We start from the raw sequence: 14233 nt of genomic DNA, 5'->3' as shown, positions 1-14233 counted from the left end.
CATGCCGCCGTTTCTTTAGGTGTTATCCACTTGATCGCGTAATAGGGGCTTTAAAAATGGCTATTACCGCTGCTCTCGTGAAAGAGCTTCGCGAAACCACCGGCGCTGGCATGATGGACTGCAAAAAGGCGCTTTCCGAAACCGATGGCAACCTTGAAGCAGCCGTTGACTGGCTTCGCACCAAAGGTCTTGCTGCTGCTGCCAAGAAAGCAGGCCGTGTTGCTGCCGAAGGTCTGGTTGGTGTCGCAGTTAATGGTACTTCGGGTGCCGTTATCGAACTGAACGCTGAAACCGATTTCGTTTCGCGTAACGAAGATTTCCAGAAATTCGTTTCCCAGGTTGCAGAACTCGGTATCGTTGCCAATGGTGACATTGATGCGCTGAAGGCAACTGCATTTCCGGGTACTTCGCGTAATGTCGAAGAGCAGGTTACGCACATGATCGCCACCATTGGCGAAAACATGAACCTGCGTCGCGTTGCTTCTGTTTCGGTCGACAAGGGTGTTGTTGCATCCTACGTTCATGCCTCTATCGCTCCGGACCTCGGTAAGATCGGCGTTCTGGTTGCTTTGGAATCCGAAGCTGACGCTGCTGTTCTTGAAGGTCTTGGCAAGCAGATTGCCATGCACATTGCTGCAACCAATCCGGCATCAGCAACCATCGATGATCTGGATCCGGAACTGGTAGAGCGTGAAAAAGCCGTTCTGACCGAGCAGGCCAAAGAATCCGGTCGTCCGGACGAAATTATTGCCAAAATGATCGAAGGCCGTATTCGTAAATATTACGAACAGGTCGTTCTGCTTGAGCAGACTTTCGTGATCGACGGTGAAAACAAGGTCAAAACCGTGATTGAAAACGCTGCCAAAGACGCTGGCAAGCCGATCACGTTTAAAGGATTCATCCGTTTTGAACTCGGCGACGGGATCGAGAAGGAAGAAAAAGACTTTGCTGCTGAAGTTGCAGAGCAGCTGAAGAAGTAAGAAATCTGATCGAATTGATGCGTCAGGTGTCAATTCGTGTATGATCCAGACCGGCGGGGTCCTCAGAGTGATAACACCCTGTTGCTCGCCGGTCTTTCTATATCTGAAGAAGGCTACCTTGTTGTTTGGTGGCGAAAATCCGCATTGAGAGGCATCTGGATATGGCAGAAAACGGCCCGTTGAAGTTTCGTCGTGTGCTGTTGAAATTGTCCGGCGAAGGTCTGTTGGGCAAACAGCAATATGGTCTCGACCCGGATACGGTTGATCGTATCGCCAGCGAGATCAAGGCGGTCCATGATATGGGCGCGGAAGTCTGCATGGTGATTGGTGGCGGTAATATCTTTCGCGGTGTCAAAGGGGCATCACAGGGGATGGAACGCGCAACCGCTGACTATATGGGCATGCTTGCGACAATCATGAATGCCCTGGCGGTACAAAACGCGCTTGAACGCCACGGTGTTCAGACCCGGGTTCAGTCGGCGATTCCGATGTCGTCGGTGTGTGAACCCTATATTCGCCGTCGCGCCGTGCGCCATATGGAAAAAGGCCGCGTTGTTATTTTTGCGGCCGGTACTGGCAACCCGTTTTTCACCACGGATACCGCTGCTGCGTTGCGCGCGGTTGAAATGGGCTGTGATGCTTTGTTAAAGGGCACACAGGTTGATGGTGTCTACACAGCTGATCCCAAGACCAATCCTGATGCGGTTCGTTACGACGAACTGACATATATGGATGTACTTGCGAAAGATTTGCGTGTTATGGATGCTTCCGCTATTTCTTTGGCGCGCGAAAATGATATTCCGGTAATTGTATTTTCTTTGCATAATCCGGGTGCTTTTGCCGACGTTGTTTGTGCAAAGGGTACATTTACGATTATTTCGAATGGAGACTGAAGGTGTCTGACGTTGCTGGCCTAAAAAAGGACCTCACCCGCCGTATGGAAGGGGCGCTTGAAGTATTGCAAAAGGAATTTACCGGTTTGCGGACCGGACGTGCCAGTGCAAGTCTTCTTGATCCTGTTATGGTTGAAGCCTATGGCGCAATGACACCACTGAACCAGGTTGGTTCGGTCAGTGTTCCTGAGTCCCGTATGCTGTCGGTTCAGGTTTGGGACAAATCGATGGTCAAAGCTGTCGAAAAGGCCATTCGCAATGCGGGTCTTGGTCTTAACCCGTCGGCGGATGGTACGCTTATCCGTGTGCCGATTCCCGCCCTCAACGAGGAACGCCGTGCCGAACTGGGCAAGGTTGCGGGTAAATATGCCGAACAGGCCCGTATTTCAGTGCGTAACGTCCGTCGCGACGGTATGGATCAGCTGAAAAAATGGGAAAAAGACAGCGAAATTTCTGAAGATATTCTTCGTTCTGAGGAAAAAGAAATTCAGAAGCTGACCGACAAGGTCATTGGCGAGATTGATGATGCTCTCGCTCATAAAGAACAGGAAATCATGCAAGTCTGACCATGACTGTTCTGGCATCGAACCTCAAGCCTTCGGGCAGCCAACTTTTGCCGCGTCATGTTGCCATCATTATGGATGGCAACGGACGCTGGGCGCGTGCGCGTGGTAAACCTCGCACTTTCGGCCATCGTGCCGGGGTGGAGGCGGTACGTCGCACGGTAGAGGCGGCTGCCGATATTGGAATCGAATTTCTCACCCTGTACGGATTTTCTACCGAGAACTGGAAGCGTCCAGAAGGGGAAGTGAGCGATTTGATGGGGTTGCTTCGGCTGTTTATCAAACGCGAACTTGCCGTGCTTGATAAAAACGGGGTGTGTATACGGGTGATCGGAGACCGCACCCGTTTTGCCGATGACATCCAGGAATTGCTGAAAAACGCCGAAAAGCGAACGGCAGAAAATACCCGATTAAAGCTGACGATAGCACTGAGTTACGGTTCGCGTGCCGAAATTGCCGATGCCATGCGCTCTATTGCTCGGCGTATTGAGCAGGGCGAGATTTCCGCATCCGACGTGACCGAGGGTATGATCGAAGAAAGCCTCGCAACGGCAGGAATGCCTGATCCAGACCTGCTTATTCGTACCAGTGGTGAACAGCGCATCAGCAATTTCCTTTTATGGCAATGTGCCTATACCGAATTCGTCTTTGACGATGTGTTATGGCCTGATTTTGATCGGAAACATCTGGAACAGGCAATTGAGAATTTTGCCGGGCGGGAGCGGCGTTTTGGCGCAGTCCTCTGATGTAACAGGTACAGGTAAATCCGGTCTTGGTTTGCGCGTCTTGTCCGCCCTGGTGATGGCGCCGGTCGCTATTGCTGCTGTTTGGTTTGGCTCTCCGTGGTTTGGCCTTCTTGTCCTTGTATTTAGCATTGCCATGTTATGGGAATGGATGCGTATGTGCGCTCCAGGCCGCGCAATGCCTTTAACAGTGATTTCCGGCATTGGTCTTGCTCTGTCAATGTACCTGGAATCGACTTCTCCTGCGGCGATGGCCCTGTTGCCGGTAATCGTTGCAGCAGCGATTACGACCCTTGCAAGCGGGCGGGAACGGGTTTTGGTTTTAACCGGGACTGTTTTTATCCCCGCTGCTGCGTTGGCTGTTCAATGGATGCGGGCGTGGCATCCGGATGGTCTTTTGCTGATTATGTGGTTGTTCTTGACGGTATGGGCGACGGACACAGGGGCTTATGCTTTTGGACGGGCGATTGGCGGACCGAAGCTTGCACCGCGTTTCAGCCCGAAAAAAACCTGGGCAGGGTTGGTGGGCGGCATGATTTGTGCAGGGCTGATCGGTGGATTGATTGTTTCTTTTAGTGGCGGCACGTCTATTGTGGCGATTACCCTGACCAGTGCGGCCTTGGCGATTGTGGCGCAGGTCGGAGATCTTGCAGAATCTGCCCTTAAACGTCGTTTTGGTGTAAAAGACAGCAGCAACCTGATTCCTGGTCATGGTGGTTTTCTGGACCGGGCCGATGGCATGTTGTCGGTTCTGCCTGTTGCGTTTGTGATTGTTTATTTTTTTGGTTTAACCCTGCACTGATATGTGCAGGTGTTTTGCCGGTTTTTAAGATTGGTGCCGGATGTCGGTGACGAAATCTGTTTGCATTATGGGCGTTACCGGTTCAATCGGTAAAAGCACCGCCGATGTGGTGCGTGCCCATCCTGACCGTTACCGTGTTGATGCGGTAACAGCCCATCGCAATGTTGCTGAACTTGCCCGAATGGCAATCGAGCTTGATGCGCGGTATGCAGTAATCGCCGATCCGGTGTTTTTTGATGATCTGAAATCTTCTTTGTCCGGCACTGGTATTGAAGCCGGGGCAGGGGAAAATGCCCTGATTGAGGCAGCCGAACGACCCAGCGACATCGTGATTGCCGGTATTGTCGGGGCTGCAGGTTTGCGTGCCACTCTGGCAGCGATCCGGCGGGGGGCGGTCATTGGTCTTGCCAATAAGGAAACGCTGGTTTGTGCGGGCGAATTGATGATGGCCGAGGTGCGCCAGTTTGGCGCCACGATTATCCCGGTTGATTCCGAACACAGTGCGATTTTTCAGGTTCTGGACCGTGACGCGACGGATAAGGTCGAGCGCATTTTGCTAACGGCTTCAGGCGGGCCGTTCCGGACCTGGTCGATGGCCGATATGGCCGGTGTCAGCCGTGAACAGGCGTTGGCCCATCCGAACTGGAGTATGGGCGCTAAAATCTCGATCGATTCTGCGACCATGATGAATAAGGGCCTGGAACTGATTGAAGCCTGTCGCCTGTTCCCTGTGCCGGAAGCCCAAATTGAAATTCTGGTGCATCCACAATCCGTGATTCACAGCATGGTTGAATATGTCGATGGGTCTGTGCTTGCTCAATTGGGAACGCCGGATATGCGTACACCCATTGCTTTTGCCCTTGGATGGCCTGACAGGCTGGAATTGCAGTTACCACGGCTTGATTTTTCCGCGATCGGTCAGTTCAGTTTTGAGGCCCCCGATACCGAGCGTTTTCCTGCCCTTCGTTTGGCGCGTGAAGCCTTGCGAAGTGGGGGCACCCTGCCTATTGTTCTTAACGCTGCGAACGAAGTTGCCGTTGCGGCCTTTTTGGCCGGGCGCATTGGGTTTCTGGATATTGCAAAATTTGTCGAAGAAATCATGGCCGCCCATTCGTATGAAAAGCTGGTGGATATCGACCATGTATTTGTCATCGATGATATTGCGCGTCGCAGCACCGAAGACTTGATCACCCAAACGGCCCGTTAAGGCCCGTCTGTACCAAGGAACACTGCTAGATGGTTACTATTCTTGCGTTTCTTTTTGTTTTGTCTGTACTGGTTTTTGTACATGAATACGGACATTACTGGGTCGCAATCAAGGCGGGCGTGAAGGTCGAATCCTTTTCTATCGGTTTTGGCCCTGAAATTGTTGGCTGGAACGATAAAAGCGGAACGCGCTGGAAAATCAGCGCCTTGCCCTTGGGCGGTTATGTCAAGATGTATGGTGACATGAACCCGGCCAGTGCGGGTATGCGCGATGACCTCGACGAGGAAGAAAGCAAATATGCTTTTCATCACAAGGGTCTTCTGGCGCGTGCAGCGATTGTTTTTGCCGGTCCCTTGGCGAATTTCATTTTCGCGATTGTCATTTTTACGGTGCTGTTTGCCGCCGTTGGCCAGCAACGAGCCTTGCCGGTCGTTGGCGAAGTTTCCCCCGATAGCGCAGCTGCCGCCGCCGGATTGCAGCCAAATGACCAGATTGTTGCTGTTGATGGAAAACAGATTGAATGGTTTGACGAACTTTACGTTCTGATCCATGAAAAACCGGGCCAGCAGGTCGATTTGACTGTTAAACGGGGAGGGGAGACCCTTGATATTCCAGCAACTCCGCAGGCAGTGACCGAGGGGAAGGGACCCGATGCCACCACCTTTGGTCGCCTTGGTGTGAGTGCGGGTAAATTTGTTTCCCATCGCGACGGAATTTTTGACGCAATCGGGAATGGCGTTAACACAACTTTCGGAATTGTCACGCAAACATTCAGCGCGATTGGCGAAATGATTGCAGGTAAGCGTGATAGTTCGGAACTTGGTGGACCGATCCGGATTGCGCAGATGTCTGGTCAGGTGGCAGAAGGTGGAATTGCACCGTTGCTGTCTTTCATGGGCTATCTGTCGGTTAGTCTTGGGTTGATAAATCTTATGCCAGTTCCGCTTCTTGATGGCGGACATCTGGTTTTTTACCTGATCGAAGCGTTGCGCGGTAAACCTATGAGTGCGAAAGCGCAAGAATATGGTTTCCGTCTGGGCGCGGGTTTGGTATTCAGCTTAATCATTTTTGCAACATGGAATGATCTGTCGCATCTGGGCGTCTGGAATTTCTTCAAGGGCCTGGCCGGCGGATGACTGCACATATCAGGGGGTTGGTTTTGCTGCGAAAAATGCGAACTGCTGCGATGATGGTAGCCCTTGCGGGCGCCACGGCTCCGGTATTCCTGCCGGTGGATGCTCAGGCTCAGAACTATCCCACCATCCAGCAGATCCGCGTGGAAGGGAATAACCGTATCGAAACCGGTACGGTGGATGCGTATCTCAAGGTCCGCGCGGGTGATGAATATGATCCGCAAAAGATCAACGACTCGCTCAAGGCTTTGTTTGCGACGGATCTGTTTGCGGACGTTTCCATCTCCTATAAGGATGGAACGATGGTGGTAAAGGTTGTGGAAAACCCCATCATCAACCGGATTGCCTTTGAGGGGAATAAACGCCTGAAAGACGACGCACTGACGTCTGAAGTTCAGTTAAAGCCGCGTGTGGTTTATACCCGGACGAAGGTACAGGCCGACGTTCAGCGCATTCTTGATCTGTATCGTCGTTCGGGGCGCTTTGCTGCCACCGTGACGCCAAAAGTCATTCAGCGCGATCAGAATCGCGTTGACCTTGTTTTTGAAATCAATGAAGGCGAAGCAACCGGTGTGCGTCGCATCAACTTTGTCGGTAACAAGGCCTTTGATGATGACGAGCTTCAGGGGGTTATCCGGACCACGACCAGTGCCTGGTGGAAAATTCTTACTTCGGACGACAATTATGATCCAGACCGGGTGACTTTTGACCGCGAATTGCTGCGCCGCTTCTATCTTTCGGCCGGTTATGCCGATTTCCAGGTGCTTTCTTCGGTTGCCGAACTGACGCCGGATCGCTCCGACTTTTTTATCACATACACCGTCAATGAAGGCGAACGTTACAAGTTTGGTGATATCAAGATCAATTCCGAGATTGACAAACTTGACGTCAATGAACTTCAACCCTTGATCAAGGTTGAACCAGGCGACTGGTACAACTCTGACGTCGTTGAAGACATGATCAAATCACTGACGGATTATGTTGGTGATCGCGGTTATGCGTTTGTTGACATCAAACCGGACATCAAACGGGACCGCGAAAATAACACGATCAATGTGACGTTCAACATTACCAAAGGTCCGAAGGTTTACGTCGAACGTGTTGATATTGTTGGGAACGTGCGGACACTTGACGAGGTTATCCGTCGAGAAGTCCGGTTCGTTGAAGGCGACGCTTTTAGCAGTTCCAAACTGAACCGTTCGCGCCAGCGTATCGAAAACCTGAACTTCTTTAAAACGGTAGACGTCAAAACTCTCCCGGGCAGCGAGCCGGACAAATCGGTTGTCGAGGTTGATGTTGATGAAAAATCAACTGGCGAATTCTCGATTGGTGCAGGCTACGGTACGGACCAGGGGCCGTTTGGGCAGGCAGGCATTCGTGAACGTAACCTGCTGGGGCGGGGCCAGGATTTACGTCTGGGCTTCACCATTGGTGGCAGAAACCGTCAGGTTGATCTGTCCTTCACCGAGCCCTATTTCCTGAACAGGGATGTCAGTGCCGGTTTTGATGTTTTTCGTCGTGAACATGACAATCAGGATGCAAGTTCATATGATGAAAAACAAACCGGTTTTGGTTTGCGCGCCGGTTACAACTTCACCGAACATCTGAGCCAGCAGGTACGCTACGGGTTTGAAGTTGACGAATACTCTGATGTCAAAACGAACGCTGCGCGTCTTCTGCGTGATGAAGATCCAAAATTTACCGAGTCTTCCATCGGTCAGACTCTGACCTATGATCAGCGTGATAGCTCGGTTTCCCCGAAAGATGGGTATTTTGCGCAAATTTCCAACGATCTTGCCGGTTTTGGTGGCTCGGAACGTTATCTTAAATCGCGTGTTTCCGCCGGCTATTACTTCCCGCTGGATCGTCAGAAAGAATGGATTCTGAGCACCAAGGGGTCTTCGGGGTATATCTTCGGGATTGGCGAAGATACGCGTATTTCGCAGCGTTTCCTGCTTGGCGGTTCAAGCTTGCGCGGTTTTTCGGCCGGGGGGGTCGGTCCGCGTGACAAGGCAAGTGATGATGCCGTTGGGGGCAAATTCTATTATGCCGGTACAGTTCAGCTTGATTTCCCGCTGGGGCTGCCGTCCGAATTTGCGCTTAAGGGACGTGTTTTCTCGGACTTCGGTTCATCATGGGGGGTTGATGGCGATCGTCCCGGTGAAATTTATGATACGGGATCACTGCGTGGGTCTGTTGGTGTTGGGGTAGGCTGGGAATCTCCGTTCGGCCCGATTGGTGTTGACCTGTCGAAGGCTATTCTCAAAGAAGATTATGACAAAGAGGAAGTGTTCCGACTTAATTTCGGAACCAGATTCTGATGTATATGATGAAAACGGCCCAAAGATTTCTTCTGATTGCCTTGATGGTAACGGGTTTGGGCGTGCAGGCGCATGCCCAGACAACCGCCGCGCCAAAGGATACGACGGCAGTTGTCATGATCGTCGACTTTGAAGGCATCATGCGTGAAGCATCTGCAATGCAGGATATGCGAAAGCAGGTGGAGAAGCGTCGTGACTCCTATCAGTCGGAAATCGAGAAGCGCCAGCAGGCGCTTCGTGATGAAGACCAGAAACTTGCCCAGCAGCGCACCTTGTTAAGTGCCGATGTGCTGCAGCAGAAACGTGCAGAATTTCAAAAGAAAGTGGCTGAATTTCAGAAATTCGCCCAGGGCCGCAACAAGGTTCTGGATGAAGCTGTGAACGAGGCGCGGATCAAGTTTCAAAAGAAACTGATTGAAATTATTGCCGACGTTGCCGAAGAGCGCAAAGCAACGCTGGTTCTGCACAAAAGCCAGGTTATTCTTCATGCCAATGCGATGGATGCGACCAAAGAGGTTTTTGATAAAATCAACGCCGCAATTCCGTCTTTGACTGTTGAATTCAAGGAAGGTTCCTGATGGCAGATAGGCGTTTTTTTAAACGCAAAGGGCCATTCGATGCTGCGGAAATCGCCAGGATTTCCGGTGCAACGCTTGTACAAACGACCGGCGCAAGCCGGTCTTTTGTCGATGTGGCGCCTTTGCAGGTTGCAGATGAAACCTGCCTGAGTTTTTTTGATAATCGCAAATATATTGATGCCTTTGTTTCCAGTAAGGCCGGTGCATGCTTTGCCAGGCCGGAATTTGCCGACCGCGCCCCGGAAGGGATGATCGTTTTTACCAGTGACGATCCCTATCGCGCCTATGCCAAGGCTGCGACGGCGTTTTATCCTGCCGAAGCGGCAAATGGTGACATTTCCCAATCTGCGCATATTCATCCCAGCGCGCGTATTGGCAATAATGTCCAGATTGATCCCGGTGCCGTTATTGAGGAAAACGCGGAAATCGGGGACGGTAGCCGTATTTCCGCCAATGCCGTTATTGGCCGTGGTGTTGTTGTTGGCCAGGGATGCTATGTTGGTCCGGGTGCCGCACTGACACATACGCTGGTTGGCAATTTGTGCATTATTCATTCAGGCGCACGTATTGGCCAGGATGGTTTCGGTTTTGCAATGGGGGCGCAGGGGCACCTGAAAGTCCCGCAATTGGGGCGCGTTGTTATCGGCAATGATGTCGAGATCGGGGCCAATGCAACCATCGACCGGGGTGCAGGGCCTGATACCGTGATTGGCAATGGTTGCCGTATCGACAATCTGGTGCAAATCGGCCATAACGTTGAAATGGGCATGGGCTGTGTCATTGTGGCACAGGTCGGCATTTCCGGGTCGACGAAACTTGGACATTTTGTCGTTGTTGGTGGCCAGGCCGGTATTACCGGGCATCTGACATTGGGCGATGGTGCAAAAATCGCGGCACAGGCCGGCGTCATGAAAGACATGAAACCGGGCGATGTTGTTGGCGGCAGCCCGGCTGTCCCCATGATGGAATATCACAAGCAGACAGTTGCGTTGTCGCGACTGATACGAAAAAAGAAATAAGGGCACTGTTTATGACCGAACTGGCAAATGTTGATATCCAGCGTATTCTGGAGATGATCCCGCATCGTTATCCGTTCCTGCTGATCGACAAGGTCATTGATATTGCGGCAGATGAATCGGCCGTCGGTATTAAAAATGTGACGATGAATGAACCGCAATTCGCCGGTCATTTTCCGCAGCAGCCGATTATGCCGGGTGTGCTGATTATCGAATCAATGGCACAAACCGCTGCTATTTTGGTGGTGCATACGCTGGGCGCTGATTCAGAAGGCAAGCTGGTTTATTTTATGAGCATCGATAGTGCACGTTTCCGCAAGCCGGTTGTGCCGGGTGATGTGATGCACATCCATGTGCGTAAAAAACAAAGCCGCGGGCCGGTCTGGAAATTTGAAAGTGAAGTTCGTGTTGACGGCGTGGTTGTTGCCGAAGCAACGATTGCTGCGATGATCCGGGATAATTGATAATGGCAAACGTGCATCCGACAGCAATTGTCGAAGACGGTGCGCAGCTCGGTCAGGATGTCGAAATCGGCCCCTATTGCATGGTGGGCGCTTCGGTGGTTCTGGGGGATGGGGTAAAACTGCATTCGCATGTGGTGGTCGCAGGACACACCACGATGGGCGACGAAAGTGTTGTTTTTCCCTTTGCCTCGATCGGTCATGCGCCGCAGGATCTTAAATTCAAGGGCGAGGCCTCGCGGTTAGTGGTCGGTAAACGCGCCAAAATCCGTGAAGGTGTCACCATGAATCCTGGCACTGAAGGCGGCGGCATGCTGACATCGGTAGGGGATGACTGCCTGGTCATGGCGGGGGCGCATATTGGCCATGATTGCATGGTGGGCAACCATTGTATCCTGGTCAATAATGCAACACTGGCGGGGCATGTGCATGTCGATGATTTTGCCATTGTGGGCGGGTTATCTGCAGTTCACCAGTTTGTTCGCATTGGGCGGCATGCCATGATTGGCGGTATGACGGGCGTTGAAAGCGACGTTATTCCTTATGGGTCGGTTATTGGCAATCGCGCCTATTTGTCCGGGCTCAATATTGTCGGTCTCAAACGTCGTGGTTTTGATCGTGAAACGATCCATTCTCTGCGCAAAGCCTATCGTCTTGTGTTCGCACATGAGGGAACGCTGGCTGAACGTGTCGAGGAAGTCGCCAAGGACTTTGCTGATGTCGGGCCGGTCATGGAAATCATTAATTTTCTGAAAGCAGAGAGCACACGCTCTGTCTGTACCCCGAAATATGACAGCTCCGCAGGGTAAAATTGGCCTGATCGCAGGTGGTGGTGATCTTCCCGCCCGCCTTGTCGATGCTGCAAAGGCATCGGGGCGGGCGGTGTTCGTTGTTGCGCTTGAGGGGCATTGCGAGGACCCTGATGCGCTGGGAGCCCCCTATGAGGTTATCCGGCTGGGGGCGGCCGGAAAAATCCTGTCACGGTTAAAAACCGAAGGCTGCGTTGATGTTGTTTTGGCTGGCAAGGTAAAACGGCCATCATTCGCTTCTATTCGCCCGGATTTGCGGGGTGCCAGATTGCTGGCAAAAATCGGTTTCAAATCGCTGGGCGACGATGGCCTGCTGCGTATTATTGGGCAGGAGCTGGAACGGGATGGTTTCCGGCTTGTCGGTGCGCACGAGATTATGGTGGATCTCGTTGCGCCTGAGGGTACTCTGGGGGCGGTTTCCCCCGACGAGCAGGCATTGAGTGACGCAAGACGCGGGCTGGAAATTGCCAAAATTCTCGGCAGTGTTGATGTGGGGCAGGGATGTATTGTCCAGCAGGGGCTGGTGCTGGCGGTCGAGGCCATTGAAGGAACGGACGAAATGATTCGCCGTTCTGCCGGCTATGCCCGCCCGGGCGCCGGCGGCGTGTTGGTAAAAACCAGCAAGCCGCAACAGGACAAACGGCTTGATCTACCGGCCATTGGCATTACGACCATCGAGCAGGCCCATGTAGCAGGATTAGCCGGGATTGCGGTGCAAGCCGGGGGCACCATGATCATTGATCGGGATGCAGTGATAGAAAAAGCAAACCAGTTGGGGCTTTTTTTAATTGGTCTGCCAGAAACGGGCGGCACGACTCATGATTGATTCGATCGAGAACAGCATTGAAAACTTGGCATTGTCGGACAAGCGTCCTTTGAAAATCATGCTGGTTGCCGGAGAAGCATCGGGGGATCAGCTTGGCGGTCGTTTAATGGCGGCCATAAAGCGCCAATATCGTGATGTCAGTTTTATCGGTGTTGGCGGTCCACGCATGATCGGCGAGGGCATGCAAAGCCTGTTTTCGATGAATGAAATGTCGGTAATGGGGCTGGCTGAAGTTATTCCGCATATTCCGCGTCTTTTACGTCGTATTCGGGAAACAGCCGAATTGGCGATAACCGAACGGCCAGATATTGTTGTTACGATTGATGCACCCGATTTCAGTTTTCGTGTCGGCAAAAAGCTCGCTCATTCCGGTATTCCGCTGGTTCATTATGTCGCACCATCGGTGTGGGCATGGCGTCCCGGTCGGGCGCGAAAAATTGCGAAGTTTCTGGATCACCTGCTGGCACTTTTGCCGTTTGAACCCCCGTATTTCGAGCGTGAAGGCCTGCCGACCACTTTCATCGGCCATTCTGCCGTTGAAGAACGCCACGGTGGTGATGCAAGCCGTTTTCGCGTGCAGCATGGCCTGCGCGATGAAACCAGGGTGATTGCAATATTGCCCGGTAGCCGCCATTCCGAAGTCGGGCGACTGTTGCCTGTATTTCGCGATGTTGTTGTGCGTCTGGCACAGGATGATCCCGAATTTTGCTTTGTTATGCCAACGGTGAGCAAGGTTGAAGATGTTGTTCGCCAGACCGTTGCTGAATGGCCTGTAAAGACCATTGTAGTGGCAACCGATCAGGAGCGTCGGGATGCCTTTAGCTGCACTCACGCCGCATTAGCGGCGTCTGGAACCGTATCGTTGGAGCTGGGGATTGTCGGTGTGCCGCATGTCATTGGGTATCGTGTCAGTACCACGAGCGCCTGGCTTGCGCGGAGACTTTTAAAAATCGATACTGTCACGATCATTAATCTTGTTCTGGGACGCAAGCTGGTACCGGAATATTTGCAGGAAGATTGCACATCGGACGGGCTTTATGCTGCGATGAAACGCTTTGTTGAGCCGGGAGAGGCGCGCGAGGTGCAACTTGCCGGTTTTGAAGAAGCTACGACATTGCTGGGATTTGGCCAAAGCCCCCCCAGTGACAAAGCTGCCGATGTTGTTTTAAGGCTTGCGCTTAAGGGCAAATAAACCAGATTTGGAAGACGTGATAACGAGTTGGCGAAAGTTTTTAAAGTTGCCGGTTCTCAAGATCACCGATTTGCTTTAAGTTTTCGTCATTTCAAAGGATTAGATCGGAGTCTGTTTTTATGCGTTATTTGCATACGATGGTACGCGTCAAAGACGTTGAAGCCTCGATGAATTTTTATTGCAACCTGCTTGGTATGGAAGAAACCCGCCGTATCGAAAGCGAAAAAGGGCGTTTCACCCTGATTTATCTTGCCCCGCCGCAGGATGTAGCAAATGCCAAGGCGCACAAAGCGCCAGAACTGGAACTGACTTATAACTGGGATCCGGAGGAATATACCGGGGGCCGTAATTTTGGTCATCTTGCCTACGAGGTTGATGACATTTACGCGCTGTGCCAGAAATTGATGGATGCCGGTGTCACCATCAACCGTCCGCCGCGTGATGGTCATATGGCCTTTGTGCGTTCGCCTGATGGTATTTCCATTGAATTCTTGCAAAAGGGCGAATCTCTTGCGCCAGCAGAACCGTGGGCCAGCATGGGAAATACCGGCAACTGGTAATTTTCGGATACTTCGCTGTTTTATCTGACAAAGTCATATGATGAAAAAGTCCCCGCTTCGGGGGCTTTTTTTATGGGGCCTGGGCTTTGTCCAACAAAAAAACTCCCCGCCGCAGGGCAGGGAGTTCATTGTTTTCTTGTCATCCCTTG

Annotated in this window: 15 protein-coding genes; all 15 read left to right on the top strand. The window is 52.1% G+C overall.

The genetic code is table 11. From position 1 onward, the window contains the following. Positions 1-56 precede the first annotated feature (56 nt). The 15 genes from tsf to LF95_RS08640 all read left to right on the top strand — a co-directional run bounded on the left by tsf (position 57) and on the right by LF95_RS08640 (position 14084). The gene (gene tsf / locus LF95_RS08710) at positions 57-980 is read left to right on the top strand and encodes a translation elongation factor Ts (protein ID WP_073954567.1); all 924 of its coding nucleotides are present in this window, start codon (positions 57-59) and stop codon (positions 978-980) included. 161 nt (positions 981-1141) lie between these two features. Continuing rightward, positions 1142-1873 carry a UMP kinase gene (gene pyrH / locus LF95_RS08705; protein ID WP_073954566.1) on the top strand — a complete coding sequence of 244 codons (732 nt, stop codon included), beginning with the start codon at positions 1142-1144 and terminating at the stop codon, positions 1871-1873. 2 nt (positions 1874-1875) lie between these two features. Continuing rightward, complete coding sequence (gene frr / locus LF95_RS08700; protein ID WP_073954565.1) at positions 1876-2439, top strand: ribosome recycling factor; 564 nt, start codon at positions 1876-1878, stop codon at positions 2437-2439. 2 nt (positions 2440-2441) lie between these two features. After that, positions 2442-3182 (top strand): isoprenyl transferase, encoded by a 741-nt coding sequence (locus LF95_RS08695; RefSeq protein WP_073954564.1) that lies wholly within the window; start codon positions 2442-2444, stop codon positions 3180-3182. Further along, positions 3166-3981, top strand: coding sequence for a phosphatidate cytidylyltransferase (locus LF95_RS08690; RefSeq protein WP_073954943.1), 816 nt, complete (start codon positions 3166-3168; stop codon positions 3979-3981). The genes LF95_RS08695 and LF95_RS08690 overlap by 17 nt, the downstream gene beginning before the upstream one ends. A 40-nt stretch (positions 3982-4021) precedes the next feature. Continuing rightward, positions 4022-5188, top strand: coding sequence for a 1-deoxy-D-xylulose-5-phosphate reductoisomerase (locus LF95_RS08685; protein WP_073954563.1), 1167 nt, complete (start codon positions 4022-4024; stop codon positions 5186-5188). Between the two features lie 29 nt (positions 5189-5217). Continuing rightward, entirely contained in the window at positions 5218-6324 is a 1107-nt protein-coding gene (gene rseP / locus LF95_RS08680) for an RIP metalloprotease RseP (protein WP_073954562.1), read from the top strand. A 50-nt stretch (positions 6325-6374) separates the two neighbouring features. Next, on the top strand, positions 6375-8642 hold the full coding sequence (gene bamA / locus LF95_RS08675) for an outer membrane protein assembly factor BamA (protein ID WP_252509699.1): 2268 nt from the start codon (positions 6375-6377) through the stop codon (positions 8640-8642). Then, positions 8642-9220 carry an OmpH/Skp family outer membrane protein gene (locus LF95_RS08670; protein WP_073954560.1) on the top strand — a complete coding sequence of 193 codons (579 nt, stop codon included), beginning with the start codon at positions 8642-8644 and terminating at the stop codon, positions 9218-9220. Before bamA ends, LF95_RS08670 begins: the two co-directional genes overlap by 1 nt. Continuing rightward, the gene (gene lpxD, locus LF95_RS08665) at positions 9220-10239 is read left to right on the top strand and encodes a UDP-3-O-(3-hydroxymyristoyl)glucosamine N-acyltransferase (RefSeq protein ID WP_073954559.1); all 1020 of its coding nucleotides are present in this window, start codon (positions 9220-9222) and stop codon (positions 10237-10239) included. Before LF95_RS08670 ends, lpxD begins: the two co-directional genes overlap by 1 nt. A gap of 11 nt (positions 10240-10250) precedes the next feature. After that, the gene (gene fabZ, locus LF95_RS08660) at positions 10251-10700 is read left to right on the top strand and encodes a 3-hydroxyacyl-ACP dehydratase FabZ (RefSeq protein WP_073954558.1); all 450 of its coding nucleotides are present in this window, start codon (positions 10251-10253) and stop codon (positions 10698-10700) included. Positions 10701-10702: 2 nt separating this feature from the next. Next, complete coding sequence (lpxA, locus tag LF95_RS08655) at positions 10703-11506, top strand: acyl-ACP--UDP-N-acetylglucosamine O-acyltransferase (RefSeq protein ID WP_073954557.1); 804 nt, start codon at positions 10703-10705, stop codon at positions 11504-11506. Next, positions 11487-12332 (top strand): LpxI family protein, encoded by an 846-nt coding sequence (locus tag LF95_RS08650; protein ID WP_073954556.1) that lies wholly within the window; start codon positions 11487-11489, stop codon positions 12330-12332. Before lpxA ends, LF95_RS08650 begins: the two co-directional genes overlap by 20 nt. Further along, on the top strand, positions 12325-13524 hold the full coding sequence (lpxB, locus tag LF95_RS08645; protein ID WP_073954555.1) for a lipid-A-disaccharide synthase: 1200 nt from the start codon (positions 12325-12327) through the stop codon (positions 13522-13524). Before LF95_RS08650 ends, lpxB begins: the two co-directional genes overlap by 8 nt. 119 nt (positions 13525-13643) lie before the next feature. After that, entirely contained in the window at positions 13644-14084 is a 441-nt protein-coding gene (locus tag LF95_RS08640) for a VOC family protein (RefSeq protein ID WP_073954554.1), read from the top strand. The last annotated feature ends 149 nt before the right edge of the window (positions 14085-14233 follow it).

The sequence above is a fragment of the Thalassospira sp. TSL5-1 genome, from assembly GCF_001907695.1.
Taxonomy (GTDB): Bacteria; Pseudomonadota; Alphaproteobacteria; order Rhodospirillales; family Thalassospiraceae; genus Thalassospira.
Note: the sequence above shows the minus strand (reverse complement) of the source record. Positions and strands in the feature narration are given on the sequence as shown.